Annotated in this window: 16 protein-coding genes; 4 read left to right on the forward strand and 12 right to left on the reverse strand. The window is 65.7% G+C overall.

Features of this window, described 5'->3' with window-relative positions:
* Together GXP39_15100 and GXP39_15105 are read left to right on the forward strand one after the other, a co-directional pair.
* The coding region (locus GXP39_15100; protein NOZ29360.1) for a tetratricopeptide repeat protein at positions 1–1,349 on the forward strand (1,349 nt) is incomplete at its 5' end.
* A 427-nt stretch (positions 1,350–1,776) separates the two neighbouring features.
* On the forward strand, positions 1,777–2,196 hold the full coding sequence (locus GXP39_15105) for an SCP2 sterol-binding domain-containing protein (protein NOZ29361.1): 420 nt from the start codon (positions 1,777–1,779) through the stop codon (positions 2,194–2,196).
* 21 nt (positions 2,197–2,217) lie between these two features.
* On the opposite strand, the gene GXP39_15110 is transcribed toward GXP39_15105, so the two are convergent.
* From GXP39_15110 to GXP39_15140, 7 genes are all read right to left on the reverse strand, one after another.
* Positions 2,218–3,309 (reverse strand): hypothetical protein, encoded by a 1,092-nt coding sequence (locus tag GXP39_15110; protein ID NOZ29362.1) that lies wholly within the window; start codon positions 3,307–3,309, stop codon positions 2,218–2,220.
* Between the two features lie 122 nt (positions 3,310–3,431).
* Entirely contained in the window at positions 3,432–4,253 is an 822-nt protein-coding gene (locus GXP39_15115; GenBank protein ID NOZ29363.1) for an Fpg/Nei family DNA glycosylase, read from the reverse strand.
* 6 nt (positions 4,254–4,259) lie between these two features.
* Entirely contained in the window at positions 4,260–5,516 is a 1,257-nt protein-coding gene (locus GXP39_15120) for a tetratricopeptide repeat protein (GenBank protein NOZ29364.1), read from the reverse strand.
* 140 nt (positions 5,517–5,656) lie between these two features.
* Positions 5,657–7,180, reverse strand: coding sequence for a DUF3604 domain-containing protein (locus tag GXP39_15125; protein ID NOZ29365.1), 1,524 nt, complete (start codon positions 7,178–7,180; stop codon positions 5,657–5,659).
* A 414-nt stretch (positions 7,181–7,594) separates the two neighbouring features.
* Positions 7,595–8,857, reverse strand: coding sequence for a M20 family metallopeptidase (locus GXP39_15130; protein NOZ29366.1), 1,263 nt, complete (start codon positions 8,855–8,857; stop codon positions 7,595–7,597).
* Positions 8,858–8,953: 96 nt separating this feature from the next.
* A complete protein-coding gene (locus tag GXP39_15135; GenBank protein ID NOZ29367.1) occupies positions 8,954–9,973 on the reverse strand; it encodes a CPBP family intramembrane metalloprotease in 1,020 nt (339 codons plus the stop codon).
* Positions 9,974–9,981: 8 nt separating this feature from the next.
* A complete protein-coding gene (locus GXP39_15140) occupies positions 9,982–11,481 on the reverse strand; it encodes a hypothetical protein (protein NOZ29368.1) in 1,500 nt (499 codons plus the stop codon).
* Between the two features lie 187 nt (positions 11,482–11,668).
* On the opposite strand from GXP39_15140, the gene GXP39_15145 reads away from it, so the two are divergent.
* Together GXP39_15145 and GXP39_15150 are read left to right on the forward strand one after the other, a co-directional pair.
* Entirely contained in the window at positions 11,669–12,031 is a 363-nt protein-coding gene (locus GXP39_15145; protein NOZ29369.1) for a DUF1232 domain-containing protein, read from the forward strand.
* Positions 12,032–12,109: 78 nt separating this feature from the next.
* On the forward strand, positions 12,110–12,772 hold the full coding sequence (locus GXP39_15150; protein ID NOZ29370.1) for a MerR family transcriptional regulator: 663 nt from the start codon (positions 12,110–12,112) through the stop codon (positions 12,770–12,772).
* Positions 12,773–12,978: 206 nt separating this feature from the next.
* Here the strand turns inward: GXP39_15150 and rimO are convergent, their stop codons facing one another.
* The 5 genes from rimO to GXP39_15175 form a co-directional block, all read right to left on the reverse strand.
* Positions 12,979–14,334 (reverse strand): 30S ribosomal protein S12 methylthiotransferase RimO, encoded by a 1,356-nt coding sequence (gene rimO, locus GXP39_15155; GenBank protein NOZ29371.1) that lies wholly within the window; start codon positions 14,332–14,334, stop codon positions 12,979–12,981.
* Between the two features lie 78 nt (positions 14,335–14,412).
* Positions 14,413–15,396 carry a helix-turn-helix domain-containing protein gene (locus GXP39_15160; protein ID NOZ29372.1) on the reverse strand — a complete coding sequence of 328 codons (984 nt, stop codon included), beginning with the start codon at positions 15,394–15,396 and terminating at the stop codon, positions 14,413–14,415.
* Positions 15,397–15,519: 123 nt separating this feature from the next.
* Positions 15,520–16,920, reverse strand: a complete 1,401-nt coding sequence (locus tag GXP39_15165; protein ID NOZ29373.1) for an MATE family efflux transporter — start codon at positions 16,918–16,920, stop codon at positions 15,520–15,522.
* A 72-nt stretch (positions 16,921–16,992) separates the two neighbouring features.
* On the reverse strand, positions 16,993–17,817 hold the full coding sequence (ubiA, locus tag GXP39_15170) for a UbiA family prenyltransferase (GenBank protein ID NOZ29374.1): 825 nt from the start codon (positions 17,815–17,817) through the stop codon (positions 16,993–16,995).
* A gap of 6 nt (positions 17,818–17,823) precedes the next feature.
* Positions 17,824–18,753, reverse strand: a complete 930-nt coding sequence (locus tag GXP39_15175; GenBank protein ID NOZ29375.1) for a diacylglycerol kinase family lipid kinase — start codon at positions 18,751–18,753, stop codon at positions 17,824–17,826.
* Between the last annotated feature and the right edge of the window lie 139 nt (positions 18,754–18,892).

Consider the following 18,892-nt stretch of genomic DNA (forward strand, 5'->3'; position numbering starts at 1 on the left):
CACGCGAGGCCATCCCCGCCCTCATCCAGCTCCTGCAGGACGAGAATGAAGACGTGCGCCGGGCCACCGCCGAGGCCCTGGGGAAGCTGAAGGCACGCGAGGCCATCCCCACCCTCATCCAGCTCCTGCAGGACGAAGCGTGGCCCGTGCGCCAGGCCGCCGCCGAGGCCCTGGGGAAGCTAGAGGCACGCGAGGCCATCCCCGCCCTCATCCAGCTCCTGCAGGACGAAGCAGGATTCGTGCGCCGGGCCACCGCCGAGGCCCTGGGGAAGCTGAAGGCACGCGAGGCCATCCCCACCCTCATCCAGCTCCTGCAAGACGAGGATAGAGACGTGCGCTGGGCCGCCGCACAGGCCCTGACTGCTCTGCCGCCGGAAATGGTTCTGTCAGCCCTGCGCCCTCTGTGGGCCCATCCGGACCCATGGGTGCGCCGGGAAGTCATCCCGCTCTACGAGAGAGTGCGCCGAAATGCCGGATGGCCCCGAGAGGGTGAGGCATCTGGCCCCTATCTGGCGCGAGGTGCGCTGCAGGCAATGGTTACGCTAGCGGATGAGACGCTGACGCGGATTCCCAGCTGGCTCCTGGCCATCCGCCGCAAGGCGGAGGCGCTGCGAAGGCTGGGGCACGCGGAAGCGGCGTTGAAGGCTCTGGAGGGGGTGGAGAGCTTAGAAAGAGCGAGCGTGAGCGTAAGCGACGGGGAGCGTGGAGCGTGGGGCGTGGAACGAGCGCTATGTCTGGCTGCACTTGGCCGAAGAGATGAGGCGCTGACGGTGGTCCGCCAGGTGGCGGCCGAGGCCGGCAACGAGCCAGCTATCCTGGCCGACTGTGCAGACCTGTTGGAGAAGCTGGATGTCCTCGAGGAGGCCAAGGCGCTCTATACCCGGGTTATCGAACTCGAGGATTGGGCGAGCTATTACCGCAATCGGGCGGACTTTTACATTCGCCGGGGCCGCCATGCCGAGGCGAAGGCGGACCTGGCCCGCGCCGCCGAGAAGGAGCCGTGGCATCCGGATACCTACGGCCTGCAGGGGCAGCTCATGCTGGCTCAAGGGCAATTCGCTGAGGCTCACTCGGCTCTTGAGCAGGCTGCTCGTCGGGACCCTCACGACGTTTCGTGGCAATACGGCATCGCCTTCGCCCACCTGGGGCTGGGACAGACGGAACAGGGCATGGCCGCACTGGAGGAGGCGCTGGACCGCACGGAGTTGCACGAGGACGTGGAGGATGCGTTGCAACTGCTGGCATTATTGGAACGGGCGCAACCAGAGTTACCGGACATCGCGACGGCCCGAGAGCGCATCCTGGCCCGTAAAGCGTTGCTGGATCAACTGGCGGCCCAGGGTGACTGACGCGAGGCTGCGAACAACTCGACGAAAAGGATCGGGAAGATATCCATGCCGCGTTAGTGTACGCGGTGGAGGTAGCCGGTCGACGACAACATGACGTCGCCACCCGCTGGAACAAGCTCTTCCCGGCAAAACCATAGCGGCAGCATGGGAGCTGCCGCTGCTGTAGTCAAAGGACACGTATCGCCCAAGTTAGCAGGCTGAGCTCCCATGCTCAGCCTAGCGGCAGCATGGGAGCCGCCGCTGCAGTCGAAGGTCACGTATACCCAAGCCAACAGGCTGGGCTCTCACGCTTAGCCTAGCAGCGGCATGGGAGCTGCCGCCGCTGTAGTCAAAGGACACGTATCGCCCAAGTTAGCAGGCTGAGCTCCCATGCTCAGCCTAGCAGCGGCAGGGGAGCTGCCGCCCTAGGATCGAGGATATGCACAGCATGTTCGATGACGTCAATCTGTTCTACGAGCTGGCGGGGGAGCTGTTCCGCCGCCTCATCGCCCGGCCGGGCGTGATCGAGCAGGTCCGGCAGGCCGGGCAGGTGTTCCGCTTCGTCAGCCGCAAGCCGGCCACCCAGATCACCGTGGACGTGCGGGACACGGAACCCCGCCTGATCCTGGGCCCCTCCGACCTGCCCGCGGATATCACGGTCACGGCTGACGCCCGGACGCTTCATCGCGTCTGGCTGGGCGAGGAACGGCTGCGGGACGTCCTGTTCTCCGGCCGGGTGAGCGTGGAAGGCCCCTTCCTCAAGGCGCTGGCACTGGTGGACCTGTTCCGCCAGGCCGAGGCGCTGTATCCGGAGATCCTGCGCGAGCGCGGGTTGCTAGGCGAGACGACGGACGACGAAAGACAATAGACGAATGACAAAGGTCTTCGTCTATCGTCCATCGTCGATACTGCGAACGTACTCCCCAAACGCCTCCCCTAACGGGGTGATGGCTCGCGTCTTCGGGTCGAACAGGTTGGACGTGGGGTAAACGGTGTCCGCCAGCGAGTACCAGCACCACCGCTGCACCAGCCGGTAGTCATCCCCCGGGTAGCCCAGCTCCTCATCCCGGGCGCTCAGGAAGAAATCGAAGGTCCCCCACATGAAGTCCCGCACGGCCTCGGGCGGGAACCCGTACTCCGGCGGCATCAGGATGCCGTATTCCGATACGATCAGCGGTTTGTCCTGCTGACCGCGCATCCACATCCAGTAGCGAAAGCCCCAAATCTGACGCTGGAAGATCTCCAGATCGTCGTGATCCTCGATCTCATACAATTCCCCCTGCGTGTCATCGAACCCGGGCGGGATGCCCACGCCCCATGAGTCCGCCTCCTCGCGCAGGATGAAGCCGTGGACGTTCCATACATCCACCGGCATGGGCTCGCCATACATCTCCTCGTAGGCCGCCAGCACCCGATCGAGATAGCGTAGCCGCAACGCGGTGGGCTGCGACACCCCGGCGATGGCGATACGCGCCGTCGGGTCGCGCCCCTTGATGAGCGTATACAGCGTATGGTAGTGACGGGCGTAGGCCTCCGGCGTGGTGTTATCCTGCCAGCGCACGTCCGGCTCGTTCCCCAACAGCCACAAGGCCCCAGGCATGGCGTCCACCGCGGCCAGGATCGTCTCCGGATCGGGCCGGAAGCCGTCCTCCTGCACGCGCACCATCGGCGCGTACTCGATCCCGGATACCTCCGACGGCGGGCTGTTCACCTGCCAATCCAGATACCACCCGGGCAACAGCAGGCTCAAATCATAGCGGGCGACATCCCCCAACGCCGCCCCCACGCCAAAACGCCATCGCTCCGGCAGGGCCTCGTCCAGGGGCATGGGCGTCAGCCGGACGGGACGGGTAGGCGCGGGCGTGAGGGATCGGGCCGCGAGCGGCGTAGGCACCAGCGGCTCGGGCGTGGGCGTCGGCCGCGGCGTAGCCACCGGATACGGCGTGGGAGGATAGCACCCGGCCAAAAGCAAGAGCGCCATCAGTAAGGTCATTAGTAGGGGCGACGCATGCGTCGCCCGATGTTGCGCCTTCCACCTATTCTGCAACGGCTCTAACATCAAAGCGGTAGGGGCGCGTGGCCTCCTATGTGGTATCGACATGTTCATTGCCTCACCAAAGTGCCGGGCTGGCATCGCCGGCAAAAGGATGTGATACGGTTGCGCGCCGTGATCTGGGAGATAGGCGTACCACAGCGAGGACACGGAGCGCCCCCCTTGTTGTGCACCGCCAGGAACTCCCGCGGCTTCAGATGGATCTCATCGCCGATCTGAGCACGCACCTGCTCGATGGCCTTTGCGAGCGTGTCACGCATGGCATGATAGAGCCGGGCGAGCTCCTCGTCGCTCAGCTCCGGGCGGCGGCGGAAGGGGTACAACCGGGCGTGCCAGCAGATCTCGTCCGCGTAGGCGTTGCCGATGCCCGCCACGAAGCGATGATTGACCAGGATGCCCTTGATCTCGCCCCGGTGTCGACGCAGTCGCTCGCGAAAGACATCCGGCGTCAGGGCCGGGTCCAGCGCGTCGGGCCCCATCTCGTCCCAGGTGGGAACGGCATGCAGATCATCGGTCAGATAGACCTTGCCCATGTCCCGGCGATCGGCATAGCGCAGCTCCCGCCCGTCGTCCAGGCGCAGGATCCACGCCGTCCGGGGCAGCCGCCTGTCGCTCGGCGCGGCCAGTTGCAGCCGTCCGGCCAGCATGGGATTGACGGCCAGGTGACGCCCGACTCCCAGGTCCAACACGATGAACTTCCCCCGCCGCCACACGCCCGAGATAATCCGCTCGCGCAATCCCTCGACGAAGCCCACCCGCGTCAGGTCCCGCACCACCGTGGGGCGCAGGACCTCCACTCCCATGATACGCCTCCGCGTGATCTCCCGCCCCAGGACCTCGCGCACGACCTCCAGCTCGGGTAGCTCCGGCATGAGCCGCTACCCCCTCTCCAGCTTGCGACGCAGCCGGCCAATGCGATGGTCCAATTCGCCCAGGGTGGCGTCGCGACGATAGCCGGGCGGCCATCCCTCGACGATCCGGCGCGCCCACTGGCTCCACATCAGCGCCGTCTCCAGGTCCCGCTCGTGCCACTCATAATGCTTGGCCAGCTCCACGAAGGGGGTCACATCGTCCCCAGGCGCGCGGTTGATCCACTCCTGCCACAGCTCGGCCGCCTCCCGGCGCCGCCCCTGACGCTTGAGCAGGGTACCCAGCCGAGCAAGGGCATAGTCGCGCACGTCATCGGGCAGAGGATCAGCCAGCGCCCGCCGATACGCCCGCTCGGCCTGGGGCCAGTCACCCGCCCGCTCCAGGGCCCACCCCAATGCTGTGTAATCGATGGGATGCAGCGCGTCATCCTCCTCGGGCACGCTACAGGCCCGACACAGGATCGTCGCCAACGCCACCATGGAGAGCACATCCTCCCGGTTGTGGTAGAACACGCGGGCCATGGGAGTGACTTCGCCCTCCCACAGGTACCGCTGATAGAGCGTGGGGATGAGCCAGCCTGGCACATCGTCCACCGAGCGGGAGAACCGCAGGACCTCGCGCTCGAGGTTCGTGAGCGTGCACGAGTTCAAGCGGCGACGCCACACCCGGCGGGCGGCGGTCAGCAGATCGAAATGGGGAACGCCGATCAGCGACATCTCCAGCCGGGCCAGGCGGAAGCGCGTGGTCAGTAGCGGCAGGTCAAAACTCCGACCGTTGAAGGTGACCATCGCGGCGGCATCGGCCATCGCGTCCAGCACCTGATCCAGGAGGGCCCGTTCCTCATCGGGCCGGCGCATGAAGAACTGGCGTACCACGAAATGATCGCCCTCAAAGCGGCCGACGCCCACCATGAAGACCAGGGTGCCGGTCCCACCGGACAGCCCCGTGGTCTCCGTATCGATGAAAGCCGCGGAGCGGAAGTCGAACGCATCCAAATCGGGGTACGGGTTGAGCCGGGTCACGGCCGCGCCGGGGAGGTGAAGCAGATCGCCCAGGCGCACATGGCCGCGCCGCTCCTCCAGGGGATAGCGCCGCTCGACGGTCAGACAAGAGCCGTGGGGGGTGGCCACGATCCGCCCGCCGACCAACCGCTCCAGAGGTGCCCCCTCAGCCGAGATCGAGACAGGCGGAATCGCCAGGGCACGCGGCCGGCGCGCCTGGTGGGGACGCAAGACCCGGTTGAGCCGCTCACGATCCAGTTTCATCGTCCCAAGAGCACCCCTCTCACGCGGCGTTCACCTCGCGCGCCATGAAGGACCGCCAAGCCACGGGGAGCGCCGCGGGAAAGTTCACATCCAAAATATCCGCGCCCCCGGCGTCTTCGCGGTGCCCTCCCGGCATACCCCTAGGCGATCCAGATGGGCGACCCCCACGCCCACTGATCGTTCTTCTGGCGAACGCGCACGTAGTAGCAGTCGTACCCCTCCGTCCTCTCCGCCGTATCCTGGAGCGAGATGCGCCATTCATACTCCTCGGGCAAAGGGCATCGGTGGAAGCGATACGCGGGGGTGAGGAACCCGCCCAGGTAACCCGCCCGGCTGCCGACGAGCAGGTCGCGAAGCGCGTAGGCAATCGTCCTCCCGTTGATCTCCGCGATGACCTCGCCGTCGGCCGGCATCTCGACCTCCAGCGCCATCCCCTGATTGGCGTTGGTGGAGCTGGTGGGATTGCCACGAGTTCGAGTCCTGAACCGGAGAGCCCGGTCACCCTCTCGCCACCACGAGCTGTAGTGATGCTCGCCCTCGGTCTGCCCTCGGGGGGCTACGATATGCCCGCCGCGAAATCGTGGCTCGATCGAGAGGATCCTACCCCGATCGATTCCCAGATACACCTCCCAGGGATGCTCGACCCTCTCCCCCCAGCCGAGCTCCAGGAAGATCCTGGTTCTGACGATCTCGCCCGGCTCCGGCACCACCCGATCCGTCGCATCCACCCGATGGATGACGCGATTATTCCGCACCAGCTCCACATAGTCGATCGGAGCGCCGCCCCTGACGAACAGCTCGATATACCGCTCCGGCGCGCGCTCCGTGAGGACGGACCCCATGGGATGGCCGTTGATTGCGAACTGGAGCTCGATCCGGTCCCCAGTCAGGGCATAGGTCCGGCGCGACTGGAAGGCCTCCCATATTCCATCGCGGGTGAGCGAATCCGCCCAAACGGCAGTCCGCCCGCCCCCGTAGCTGCCGGGATGGGCGCCATGGTGATCGGTGTTGCCCACAAACCCGAAGATATGGCCCAGCGCCAACCCGCGCTGAGCCGTGCTGTCATGATCGCGTGGGCCCATGGTGTGAAGCGGCGGATACGGGGCGTCATCGCTCTCGCTGCAGCCGTGCAGCGAGACGATCTCGACGATGGGGGTAAAGTCCGGGGTGAAATCCGCCCAGTTGATGCCGCGATACCCGGCCGGATAACTGATGTGGTGGGGCATGGCGATGGCATCGACGCCCCTGCGTTTCCACTCGGCCAGGGCCCGCTTCAACTCGACCAGGGTCGCCGCGGGGATGATGTCCCCCTCGCTGCCCTTGTAGACGATGGTGTAATCCCCCGAGCGCATGCAATGCCACTCGTAGCTGAGGAACGTGACGAACTCGCCGTCCCGGTTGTTCGCCTCCGTGACCTCCCTCGTGTGCTCCCAATTCTCGCGGAGTTTGGCGAACCCTTTCTCGTGATAAGCGACCAGGTATTCCAACCGCTCCTCGCCGCGCGGCATGTCGGGCCAATGCCCATGCCCGGTGACGGAGCAGAAATCGAGCTGCAGCCGGGCGTTGGCGAACGCATCCTCGATGGTCCCATGCCCATAGGAGATTCCACAGTGATTATGGATATCGCCGTAGTAAACCTGAAGGCCCTCATATCCACGAAGCATGAATCACCTACCCCCTTGCGAGTGCGCTTCAGCATGGGTTCTCGGCTTCAGAAGGCACAAGACGTCCGTGCAGACATGCGAATTCTACAGAGCCTTGCTCGACGATCAGACATCCAACCCTAGGAGATCCACATTCGGAGGACCCTCATCCCCCCGTCCCCCTTCTCCCAAATCTAGGAGCGTGTCTGAAAATTCACCGGCACGATGTTCTGAGGGATCTCCCTCAACGACCAGTTCCACAGGGGGGGGTGTGGAGGGGGCCTCCCCTCCACGAAAATCCCACTTTTCCGGCCTGTACCTGCCTCTCTCGGCCCTTTCCGAAGGCCCCAGGCCGAGGCCAGGCAGGTCGAGGGCAAAAGAAGGGCTTTTTCCGGAGGGGCTCCCCCTAGCATAAGCAACATCTCAGACACACTCTTAGGCCAACAACCGGGCGGCCGTCAGCGCGTAAACCGCCGTACAGGAGTAGATATCCTCAATCCGGACGAACTCGTCGGGCCCGTGGGAGACGGAGAGAAGCCCCGGGCCGTAGGCGAAGGCCGGGATGCCCTGCCGGGCGTAGAAGCGGATCTCCAGAAGCCCGGGACACATCACGAACGAGGGGGAATTCCCGGTCACCTCCCGGATACTCTCCACCAGCGCCCGCGCCACGGGCTCGTCCTCCGAGAGGCCCGCGGATTCGCCCTCCTGAAAGATCTCGACTTCCAGATCGATCCCGCCCTCCCGAAGCCTATCGAAGAGGGCAAGTAACCTTCCCTTCTCCGTCTCCAGATCTTCCTCGGGATTGAGCCGCCGGTCCACCGTGAAGGAACACTCGGCAGGAACGAGGTTGAAGTTCGTGCCTCCTTCGCATCGCCCACCCAGCAGGAGGATGGAGTTTCGGGCCGCATCCGGCTCGATCCGAAAGCTCGTCCTCCTGGATTCCACCTCGGCCTTCAACTCGAGCAGCGCGTTCGCCACGACGAGCATGTGCTCAAAGGCGTTGACGCCCTGATAGTGCAGACCGACGTGGGCGGGCCTGCCCCGCACGATCACGCGCAGCGAGATGGCCCCACGATTGGCGTTCCAGATTACCCCGCCCGTCGGCTCCGGCATGAGCATCCCGATGCCACCGACCCCCAGCAGCCCCGCGTCGGCAAGGTATTGCGATCCCAGGGCGCCGCCGGTCTCCTCGTCCGGCACGAACGTCAAACCGATCCGCCCATCAAGCTTGATCCCACACTCCTGGATGGCCCTGACGGCGTAGATCATGGCCGCCAGGCCGCTCTTCATATCCGAAGCACCGCGCCCAAAGAGCTTCCCATCCTGCACGTACGGGTGGAACTGCACATCGTCCGACGCAGGCACGACATCATAGTGCCCATGAAAGTACAGCGTCCTCTCGCCCTCGCCATAGAAGCTCTCGAGGCAATAACGCGGATAAAGCCCCTCATGGCGGCTCGACGCCTCCGCAGCCCGCCCCGCGCCGTCGGGGACCTCGAGCATCGTGTAATCCAACCCGATCTCGCTCAATTTCCTCGCGATCGCCTCAACGCACGCCTGATAGAGGGTCCCCGGAGGATTCTCCGTCCGTATGGCCACCAGCTCCTGGGTGAAATCGAGGATCTCCTCGCGATAGGACGCGATCGCCTCCTCGACCCGGGACTTCATCGATCGAAAAACACGGCGGGAGTCAGACATCGTCTTTTCGCTCCTTGGGTGAGCCACATCGCTTGCGCGAGCCGCCCCAGCCCTCTTCCAAAGCCGGCAGGCAACCACGACGGATCCCGACCGGCCCTATTTCGGCGGCAGGAGGAGCAGGTTCAGCGTATTGTAGCCGAAATGGATCAGCATGCACGCGGTCAGGCCATAATGTCGCCGGATCACCCCCAACGCCAACCCGATCACGAACACCTCCAGGACAGCGGGAGAGAAGCCATACTGCACGTGCGAGACGGCGAAGAGCGCCGCGGTGAGCACCAACCCGAAGCGCGGCTGCAACGCGCCGCGGTAGATGATCTCCTCGCTGATGGCGGCCGTGATCCCGATGGACAACGCCCCAGGCACGTTCATCATATCCGCGAAGAGCACCTTGGACACGCGGCTGACCGCCTCCATCCCCTGCGGATCCAGCCACTCCCATGCGCGCGTCCAGGCCAGATCGAGCCCCATGAACAGCGCGATGGACACGGCGGACACGAGCCATACCCGGCCGGTCGGCGGCCTCAGCCCCAGACGCTGGGCCGTCTCGCGCAGGCTGCGCCGCGTCCACAGCCCGATCCCGGCCAGCCCCACCAGCGTCAACCCAATGCCCTGCGCCCACACCTCCGCCAGGCTCAGCCGCACGCCCTGGTCCGCCAGGCGCTCCAGGTCCCCCAGCAAGGCCAACTGCGTGGTCGTCAGCCCCACGAGGAAAGCGGCGAAACTGAGGCTGACCGCGTGAAGCGGGTTCTGGGCATCAAAGGATGGCAGCAACCTCTCCGCCCACATCCGCACGGGGCGACTCAAAGCCAACAGGGCGCCGATCCCGGTGACGATCCCCCATATCCCCAGCCAGAGCCAGTTGGGAGTCACGCCCACCCCCAGGCCCAACATCTGTCCGGTGGCTCCCGGCGTCCAGGCGAGGCCCAGCCCCACCAGCCCCAACAACAGAAAGCTGCCGCTGATCATGGTGACCATGCCGAACGCCAGCCAGCGCAGCGCGGGCATCCGAATGCTCCAATTGGCCACGGCCAGCGTGACGACGAACGGCGTGAGAAGCGCCAGCAAAGTGATCGCCTGGGCCCAATCCTGACCTGCACGAAAGACGTCTTCCATCCGAGCTCCTATCTCCCGGCCGCGCGGCCCGGCCAGCGTTCCAACGCCCGCGCAACATTCTCGGGCAATGCATCCCCCACACGATCCCGCAGGAAGGCCAACACCCGCCCGGCTGTGATGCCCTGGGCCTCCGCACGGCGCAGAGAGCGGCGCGTGATGCGATAGCGGAACGGCTCATCCGAGCCAATGGCAGGCGACGCCTCCCAAAGGGTGAAGCGAGCCACGCGCAGGCGATCGAGGCAGGAGATCGCCCTCGGCACCAGGACGGCGAAATCCCGGGTGACGGTGATAGCCCCCGGAGGCTCGCCAGGGGGGCTCTCCCCCTGAATCAATGCCCGCCCCGCCTCGGTCAGGGCGAACCGCTCGCCCTCGGGGTCCAGGGCGACGAGTCCAAACCAATGGAATGGCCCCCGCAGGAGATAGCGGGCCAGCCGCCCCTCCACATCATCCCAATGCTCAAACCCGCGCAGATAGCCGCTGCCATCAGCCGGCCGGATGTACCAGGAGTCGTAGTCCCCATCCGGCCGCAGGAAGTCGGGAGCGGCCGTCTTGATGGCCGCCACCCAATCGTCCACCCGATACCAGACGCCCGGCTGCAGCCGCCCCATCTGGGCCAGCAGACGCCGACGAGCGCCGGCCGGATCATCATGCCATCCCCCCTCGCAGACCAGCTCCGGCAGCCGGCGCAGATCGTCCCAAGCGTCGTCGTCCCGCCAGGCCATCCACAGCGCCCTCCACTGCTCGGGGCGATCCGCCTCCAGCCATCCACGCACCCGAGACGCCCGCAGACGTACGCTCCCATCGTCGCCCTCGTGCACCCACTCGAGCCGATCCAACAGGTGCAACAGCAAAGCCAGCCGGCCGCCCCCCGACAGGTCGAACGGCGGCATCTCGGGCGCCAGGAGCCGCTCCGCCAGGGCCTTCAAATCCGCGGGGGCCCACTCCCCTCGCCGGGACCGGATCCCCTCCGTCGAGATCATCGCCAGGGCCGTGGTGACGTCCTGGACCAGCGCGTCGCCGTGGTCTACGGCCGCATCCGGAGCCGATGCCACAGGCACCTCGAGTGCGACGCTCGCATCCCCCGGCAACAGCCCCAGGACCTCATCCGGGATATAGATCACCTCCGTGATCGTCCCATCCACATCGACGAAGCCCCGAAAGATCCACCCGCGGTACCACAACTCCTCGGCAGGGCCGGTGGGCGACTCCCAGGGACGCTCCCGGGCCAGCCGGCCGGGGCCAATGGGACGGATCTCCCCATAGCGCTTCTGGAACAGCGTAGCCTGCAGGTATCCTCCCGCCGCGGCCAGCGCCTCCAAAGCGCGCATGGCATCGGGCGAGAGCTCGTCCAGGGCCTGGGCCACCACAGCCGGATCCCCTAACACGGCGGCCAGCTCCTCGGCGGCCTCTCGCTGGTTCTGGCCCTGCAACGATATGCCGCGCAACTCGGCGATGACGCGCAGGAAAGTGAGCGGATAATCGATCAGGCTCTGCTCCAGACTACGCATGACGCCCCTTATCTCCAACGCCCCTGGAGATCCTGCAAGCCACCCCAAGGGATTTCCACCGAAAAGGCTACATCTTTCCTCTCATTACGATCTTGCCAAACCGCGCGGTTCCGCATATAATGAATATAGATCGCCAGGCTCGTGAGCGATTGCGTGAACGGATTGCGGATGACCCACAGGAGAACGCATGGCAGGCTCAGGCAAACGGGGCCAGTCCTGGAACGTGTGGGCCGAGATGTGGCGCACACTGCGTTTGGCTTGGCGCCTGCTGCGCGATCCACGGGTCTCACCGTTCGTGAAGATCCTGGTTCCCGGCCTGGCATTCATCTACGTTCTGCTTCCTGTCGATATTTCGCCCGATCTGGTACCACTCCTCGGGCAGATTGACGATCTGGCAGCCCTGATCCTGGCGGCTCGTCTGCTGGTCGAGATGAGCCCACCGGCGGTGGTGGCCGAACACGAGGCCGAGATGATGGGATTGATCTCCCGCCAATCGAGCGAGCCACCACCGGACGACGTGGTAGACGCCGATTACCGCATTCTCGACTAGCAAGCCGTCGCGTGAGGTCACGTCGTACTGATCATGATAGCACATCTTATACCAGACCCACAACACCAGGAGTGATCCATGAGCGAGCAAAATCTGCGCCGGCCTGCGGAAGTTGCGGCGCGTTTAGGGGTATCTACCTCCACACTGCGACGCTGGTCGCAACGCTTCAGCGAATACCTTTCGCCGGACGCGGGTGAGCCCGCCGGTTCCGGAGATACGGACGGCGGACACCGCCGCTATACGGACGAGGACTTAACGACGCTTTTAACCATCAAGGGGCTCCTGGCTGAAGGGTTCACCTATCAGCAAGTCGAACGACGCCTGGCTGCACTGCGGCAAACGGATGGGGCCGGTGAGACCACGCGCTCGCTGGTCTCCGCGGAGAGCAATCTATCCTCACTGGCTCCCGCGGTCTCCATCCTGGCCGACACATTGCACACTGTCGCGGATGGCCAACAGGCGATCCTGAACGCCCAACAGGCCAACCGCGAATTGATGGGGGTCGTGGTGCAGGACAACTTCAACCTCAAGGAAGAAAACACCAAGCTACGCGACCGGATGTTGGAGTTGGAGCGGGAGATGGCCGAGATGCGCCGGCGAGATGATGCGCATCGGGCGAGGCTGGAGGCGCGCATGCAGGCGGTGGAGTCCACGCTGAACCAGATAGCGGAGCGACTGTCCACCCTGCCGGATAGCTCACAGCGCGGCCGAGGCCTCCTCGGGTGGCTCACCGGCCGCTAGGCTGACGCCCTCCCGCTACCCAAAACAACTGATAAATCGCATAACAAAGGTGGGCTGGCTCAACGCGGGCCCACCTCTTATTTTGCAAGCATTTTTTATCTGGCAAAAAGCGACTCCTCCCCAGGCCGGATCTGTCCTCCCGAATCATGCCGCCGGGCGGCCCCCCACGGGCGCCCGGATACGCCGACACGCATCCAGCAGGCGAGCTATCCTCTGCGTCTCGCGGCGGTAAGTGAAGGCTCCGCCACCAGCTCCCCTTCCAGATCGTACTCCAAAGCGCCTGTGATCCGCACGGGGACGATCTCCCCCACAGGCGCCTGCCCGGGGAACAGGACCAAACCATCGATCTCGGGTGCGTCCCGATACGATCGCCCATAGCAAATCCCCTGGTCCTGCCCTTCGACCAGCACATCCAGAACCCGGCCGACCTGTGCCTGGTTTCGCTCCAGTGAGATGCGCTGCTGGACCTCCATCAATCGCGCCCGGCGCTCCGCCTTCACCTCATCGGGAACCTGATCGGGCAACGAGGCAGCCGGGGTGCCTGGCTCCGGGCTGAACTCGAACACTCCCACCTTATCGAATCGGGCGGCGATCACGAAGTCCAGCAACGCTTGGAACTCCTCCTCCGTCTCCCCGGGATACCCCACGATGAAGGTGGTACGCAGCGCGATATCGGGCATCGCCCGGCGCAGTTTCTCGATGTGCTCCAGAGCGTACCGGGGGGCCGGGCGGCGCATCCGCCGCAGGGTATCCGGGTGCGCGTGCTGGAGGGGCATATCCAGGTAATGGACGATCCGCTCATCGCCGGCCATGGTCTCGATCAGCGCATCCGTGATGTGCCCCGGATAGGCGTACATCAGCCGCAGCCAACGCAGCCCCTCCGCCCGCCGGGTGATGGCATGCATCAGCCGGGGCAGGGCATCCCGCTCGCCCCGATCCCATCCGTACGCGGTGGTATCCTGAGCGACCAGCACGATCTCCCGGGCGCCCGCGGCGGCCAGCCGACAGGCCTCGTCCACCAGGGCTGCGAACGGGCGGCTGCGCATCCTCCCCTTGATGCCCGGGATCGTGCAGAACGCACAGGGGGCGTCACAACCATCGCCGATCTTCAGATAGGCGCTCCCGCCGATGACCGCCGGGCGCTCCCATGCCTCCTCCGACGGGGCCTCCGGGTCTCCCAGCAGCTGGAATCGCTCCTGGCGGCGATGGCGCCCCTCGCGCAGCATCCGCACCAGCCGGGCGATCTCCATCCAGCGCCGCGTGCCCAACAGCCCATCGACCTGGGGCACACTCCGGAGGATCTCCTCCCCGATCCGCTGAGGGAGACAGCCCGCCGCGATCAGGAGCTGGCCGCGCCGCTTACGCGCCGCCAGGTCGCGCAACGCCTCGATGGATTCCTCCCGCGCCGCCCGGAGAAAGCCACAGGTGTTGACGATGAGGACATCCGCCTCCTCCGGATCGGCCGTCGCGTCGTATCCCTGGCGTCGCAGCAGCATCGCCATCGCCTCGCCGTCCACGAGGTTCTTCGGGCAGCCCAGGGTCAACAGATAGTATTTGGTCACACGCCACTCCTGAGTGCAAAAAGCGCCGGCCTCTCAGGGCCGACGCCGCGTCCATCGGATTCGATCGTGGAAACGAGCTCAACCCGCCGGGGTCGGCGTGGGGATGGGCGTAGGCGTGACAGCCACGATGGGCTCCGCTCCGCCGCCCAGGGCCGGGCCCTCCGCGGGCACCGTCGGCTCCTGCTCCACCACCCGGCCGTTGATCCAGGCCCATGTGCGCTCGATGACCTGGCCTGGCTCCCCCATGACGCCCAACTCCTGACCGTCCAACAGGATCACCACGCCCCCCGCATTGCCCGAGCGCACCGTCACGCTCTGCTGCCCCACCCACTCGCGCTCCTCGCCCGGCTCCAGGATCGTCTCCAGAACAACCTGGCCATCCACCACCACCCGCAGCCAGGCGCGCTCAACGATCCGGGTGACGATGCGGACCTCCTGAGCCGGCGCCTGCTCGGTCGCCAGCGGGGTGGGGGTGTACGTGGGCGTGGAGGTGGGTGTGGGCGTCGGCAACAGGAACACGCCCGTTGTCGGGGCAGCCGTCGGCTTGTCCGGAGAGGAAGCCGGCGTGGGCGTGAAGGTGGGGCGCTGAGTCGGCACGTGAACAGGCGCCGAGACCTGCGTGGCGGTGGGCTGCGGACCCAGAGCGACCACCCACTCCGGATGGTAGGTGAGCACCCACCATCCCCCTACGATGAGCGAGACCGCGACCAGGCCGGCCACCACCCACCACAGCCAGGAGAAAATGGACCTCTCCTCCAGCTTCAAGTCGAACTCAATGGGACGATAGTCGACAGGACGCGGCTCAGAGACGATCGCAGGGGCGATCTCATCCGCACACTCGGCCTGCCGGAGAGCCAAAAGCTCGTCCGCATCCAGGCCGAGGAACAGCGCATAGTTGCGTAAAAACCCCCTCCCTACCGTCTCATTGGGAAGGACCGACCAGTCATCCGCCTCCAGTGCGGACAGATAGTGCTGGCGGATCCGGATAGCCTCTTCCACTTCCGCCAGTGACATCCCGCGTGCCTCGCGTGCTTCGCGCAGCCACTGGCCCAAATCGCTCATGCCGCGTTTCCCCTCCACGTCGACTTTCGTCTATTTTTTCGTACTCACTATACTCTCGCCCCCGGCAAAAGTCAAGGATCGCAGTCGTCACCTTGGAACTTCCAGCCAACGATTTCTTGACGGTTACACATCGATCGTCTTCCACCGCCCCTTGCGATAGAAGTAGGCCGTCAGGATCGCCCGCCCGCTCCAGTCGATGACGGTGCTCATCCACACGCCCGCCAGTCCCAACCCCAGGATGATCGCCAGGAAGTAGACGGCGGGGATGCGGAGCATGAAGATGCCAGTCACCGAGACGATCAGTGGGGCTCGCGTATCCCCGGCCCCCCGCAAAGCGCCGCTCAGCACCATGTAGATGGACATGCCGATCTGCTCGAACGCGCCGATGCGCAACGCCAGGGCGGCCAGAGCCACCACTTTCGGCGTGGCCCCGTACAATTGAGCCAGGGGGCGATTCGCAAAGAAGAACAGCAACCCGATCGCGCTCATGATGAGCAACGCATATCGGAGGGCGATCATCGTCGTGCGCTCGGCCAGATGAGGCTTTTTCGCCCCCAAAGCCTGCCCCACCAGGGCGCCGGTGGCCACGGAGAGCCCCACGCCGGGCATGAAGGAGAGGGATTCCATGCTGACGGCCACCTGGTGCGCGGCCAGGACGGTGGTTCCCAACAGGGCGATGATGCGGGCGAAGATGGCCCAGCCAGCCCGCTGCACCAGATATTCCCCCGCCGCCGGCAACGCCACCCGGATCAGCGTGTGCAAGATGGACGATTCCCAGCGCAGGATGGCGCGCAGCGGCACGCGAATGGGGGTTCCCCCGAGCAAGAGCAACAGGAGGGCCAGCGTGCCGCCGGCCGCCCGCGCCGTCCCGACCGCGATGCCGGCCCCGACGACCCCATACATGGGGAACGGCCCCACCCCGAACACCAGAAGGTACGTCCCCAGGATGTTCCAGACGTTCATGATGAGCGTGATGTTCATCGGGGTGCGGGTGTCCCCGGCCCCTCGCATCACCCCGTTCAAAACGGTGAGGGGAAACCCCAGCAGGGAGAACCCGATGGCCCAACGCAGATAGCGGGCGCCTGCCTGGGCGACCTCAGGGGCAGCCCCCATGAGATGCATGTACCACTCGGCCTTGGGAAAGAGCAACGCCACCACAACGATCGATCCCAGATAGCTGATCAGGATCGCCTGCCCCGCGGCCATCTGGGCTCGTCGCCTGTCCCCGGCTCCCCAGGAGCGCGCCACCACGGCCGTGGCGCTGATGGACAGGGCCATGAAGAGCGCGTCCGCAGCCCACATGAAGACGCTCGCCAGGCTGACGGCCGCCAGGGCCGTCTCCTCCCTCAGCCAGCCGATGATCAGCGTGTTGGCGATGAACACGGCTGTCATCAGCATGTTCTCCACCACGGCGGGGACCGCCAAGCGGATCAGGTCGCTGTGCAACGACTCCTCGGACAGCACCAGATCGCGCTCGGCGCCCGATCGACGGCCGAACCACACCCAGCGTAGCGCTCGCAACATCGCGTTTCCCTTCATCACCGGATCGCCGGAGACCACACTCGCGCATCGACGCCCATGGCCCCTCGCCCGCCCTCAGGCGACCAAAAGGGCGATCAACCCCAGGGCATAGCCCACCTTACTGATCCGCAACCCCACGCGGGCGTTCATCGGCGATGGCGCCCGCGCGACAAGCAGCGCACTGTAAACCAGGCCCAGGTCCATCACCGCGACGACGACCAGATAAGTCGTTGAGAACTTCGCTATCCAACGGACGGCCAGGGAGATGACGACACACCCCAATGTCAGCAGAGCGAATACACCCCCTGCCCGCTGGGCCCCCCAGGCGGTCGCGATGGTCCGCAGCCCGGCGCGACGATCGCCCTCCACATCCTCGATGGTCTTCAGGACCTCCCGCGCCAGGATGAAAAGGGTCACCAGCACGCCCGGCCACACCAGCCGCCAGGGCTGTCCCACCGTATATCCGCCGACCCCCAGCGCCGCGCCGGAGAGCAAGGCGATCAGGGCATTCCCCACCAGCACGGTGTTCTTCAGGCGGACATTATAGCCCACCAGCGCCGCCAGGGCGAGGCAGGCGGCCAGGAGAGCCAGCGCATCGATGGAGCCGGCCAGCCCCACAGCGAGAGCCGCCAGGACAACGCTGGCGGCTCTCGCAGCAGAGCAGCGGATGCGCCCGGAGGGCAAAGGGCGATCCGGCTTGTTCACCCGATCAATCGCCACATCGCGGAGATCATTGGTCACGTAGCCAAAGGAGGTGATGGCCCACATGGCCCCCGCGGCCGTCCACGTGGCGCGGGGCCACGGCCATCCCCCGACCAGATGCGCACCTAACAAAACCAATCCGGTGGCCGGCAGGCTGTTGGTGGGACGCAACAGCCGCAGCCATGCCCAAAAGTCCATCGTCGCTCAGGAGAGCACCCGAAGCCGCCGGGGCCAGATACGCACTTCCAGGCGACGGGCAGCCGTGTGATAGACCTCGCCATCGACGTGAACGGGCAGGCCCTCCTCCGCCTCGATCAGCACGTGCGGGGTTCGAGCCATTCGGACCGGCGGCTTGTCCACGTGGGTGCCACGGATGAGGTGAGGGATGATGCGGAGGATCTCAAAGCGGCTCATCTGACAGGCCACGCACAGGTCCAGCACGCCGTCATCCACCCGGGCATCCGGAGCCATCAAGAAGCCGCCGCCCGTGCGCGGCCCATTGGCGGCCGACGCCAGGGTAATCGGCATGTGGAAGTCCACCCCCTCGCCCAGGATACGCGCGAGCGGCATTCGGTAGTCCAGCGCCAGCGTGCGGAACACAGCGACGAGGTAGAGCAGGAAGCCGCGCACCCGCTTCAGCTTGCGAGCTTCGATGTTCACCGCCGCGTCGAAGCCCGCGCCCAGATTGTTGCAGAAGAACAGCCCATGGGACCGCTCGTCCACGACATGGACCAGGTCCACCAGCCGGGAGTTCCCGGCGGCGATGCGCTCACACGCCCGGGCGATGTCGTTCGCGCGCAGCCCCAGGGCGAACGCGAAGTCATTCCCGGACCCGATGGGGATCACGCCCAGCACGCCCGCCGCCTCTCCATTCTCCCATCCCCCGTTGCCCTGCGCCGCGGCGACCAATCCGTTGGTCACCTCGTTGATCGTGCCATCCCCTCCCACCGCCACCACGCAATCATATCCGGCCGCTGCTGCCTCCTGCGCAAGCCGGGTGGCATGTCCAGGGCCCTGGGTGATGCTCAGATCGAAATCGATGCCCTGTCGCTGCAACTCGGTCTGTACACGAGGAAGCGCCCGCCGTCCGTTGCCTCGCCCGGTGGTGGGATTCAAGATCACTTTTGCCTTCATACCCCCCTTCCCGCCTACGAAAGTTTCCTCCCGCTCCTGCGTGACGCCATGCCACACCCGCACAGGAGCGCTCTCCTTTATAACACCGCAGACGCCCCAGCGTGCCACCCGCCCACGCAGCTCCATCGTATGAGCCGGC

This window comes from Chloroflexota bacterium, assembly GCA_013152435.1.
In the GTDB taxonomy this organism is placed as follows: Bacteria; Chloroflexota; Anaerolineae; order DUEN01; family DUEN01; genus DUEN01.

Excerpts from the sequence above, each read along its gene's own strand:
- GXP39_15105 (NOZ29361.1), top strand. The coding sequence starts at position 1,777 with ATGTTCGATGACGTCAATCTGTTCTACGAGCTGGCGGGGGAGCTGTTC.
- GXP39_15110 (NOZ29362.1), bottom strand. The coding sequence starts at position 3,309 with ATGGCGCTCTTGCTTTTGGCCGGGTGCTATCCTCCCACGCCGTATCCG.
- GXP39_15115 (NOZ29363.1), bottom strand. The coding sequence starts at position 4,253 with ATGCCGGAGCTACCCGAGCTGGAGGTCGTGCGCGAGGTCCTGGGGCGG.
- GXP39_15120 (NOZ29364.1), bottom strand. The coding sequence starts at position 5,516 with ATGAAACTGGATCGTGAGCGGCTCAACCGGGTCTTGCGTCCCCACCAG.
- GXP39_15125 (NOZ29365.1), bottom strand. The coding sequence starts at position 7,180 with ATGCTTCGTGGATATGAGGGCCTTCAGGTTTACTACGGCGATATCCAT.
- GXP39_15130 (NOZ29366.1), bottom strand. The coding sequence starts at position 8,857 with ATGTCTGACTCCCGCCGTGTTTTTCGATCGATGAAGTCCCGGGTCGAG.
- GXP39_15135 (NOZ29367.1), bottom strand. The coding sequence starts at position 9,973 with ATGGAAGACGTCTTTCGTGCAGGTCAGGATTGGGCCCAGGCGATCACT.
- GXP39_15140 (NOZ29368.1), bottom strand. The coding sequence starts at position 11,481 with ATGCGTAGTCTGGAGCAGAGCCTGATCGATTATCCGCTCACTTTCCTG.
- GXP39_15145 (NOZ29369.1), top strand. The coding sequence starts at position 11,669 with ATGGCAGGCTCAGGCAAACGGGGCCAGTCCTGGAACGTGTGGGCCGAG.
- GXP39_15150 (NOZ29370.1), top strand. The coding sequence starts at position 12,110 with ATGAGCGAGCAAAATCTGCGCCGGCCTGCGGAAGTTGCGGCGCGTTTA.
- GXP39_15160 (NOZ29372.1), bottom strand. The coding sequence starts at position 15,396 with ATGAGCGATTTGGGCCAGTGGCTGCGCGAAGCACGCGAGGCACGCGGG.
- GXP39_15165 (NOZ29373.1), bottom strand. The coding sequence starts at position 16,920 with ATGTTGCGAGCGCTACGCTGGGTGTGGTTCGGCCGTCGATCGGGCGCC.
- ubiA (NOZ29374.1), bottom strand. The coding sequence starts at position 17,817 with ATGGACTTTTGGGCATGGCTGCGGCTGTTGCGTCCCACCAACAGCCTG.
- GXP39_15175 (NOZ29375.1), bottom strand. The coding sequence starts at position 18,753 with ATGAAGGCAAAAGTGATCTTGAATCCCACCACCGGGCGAGGCAACGGA.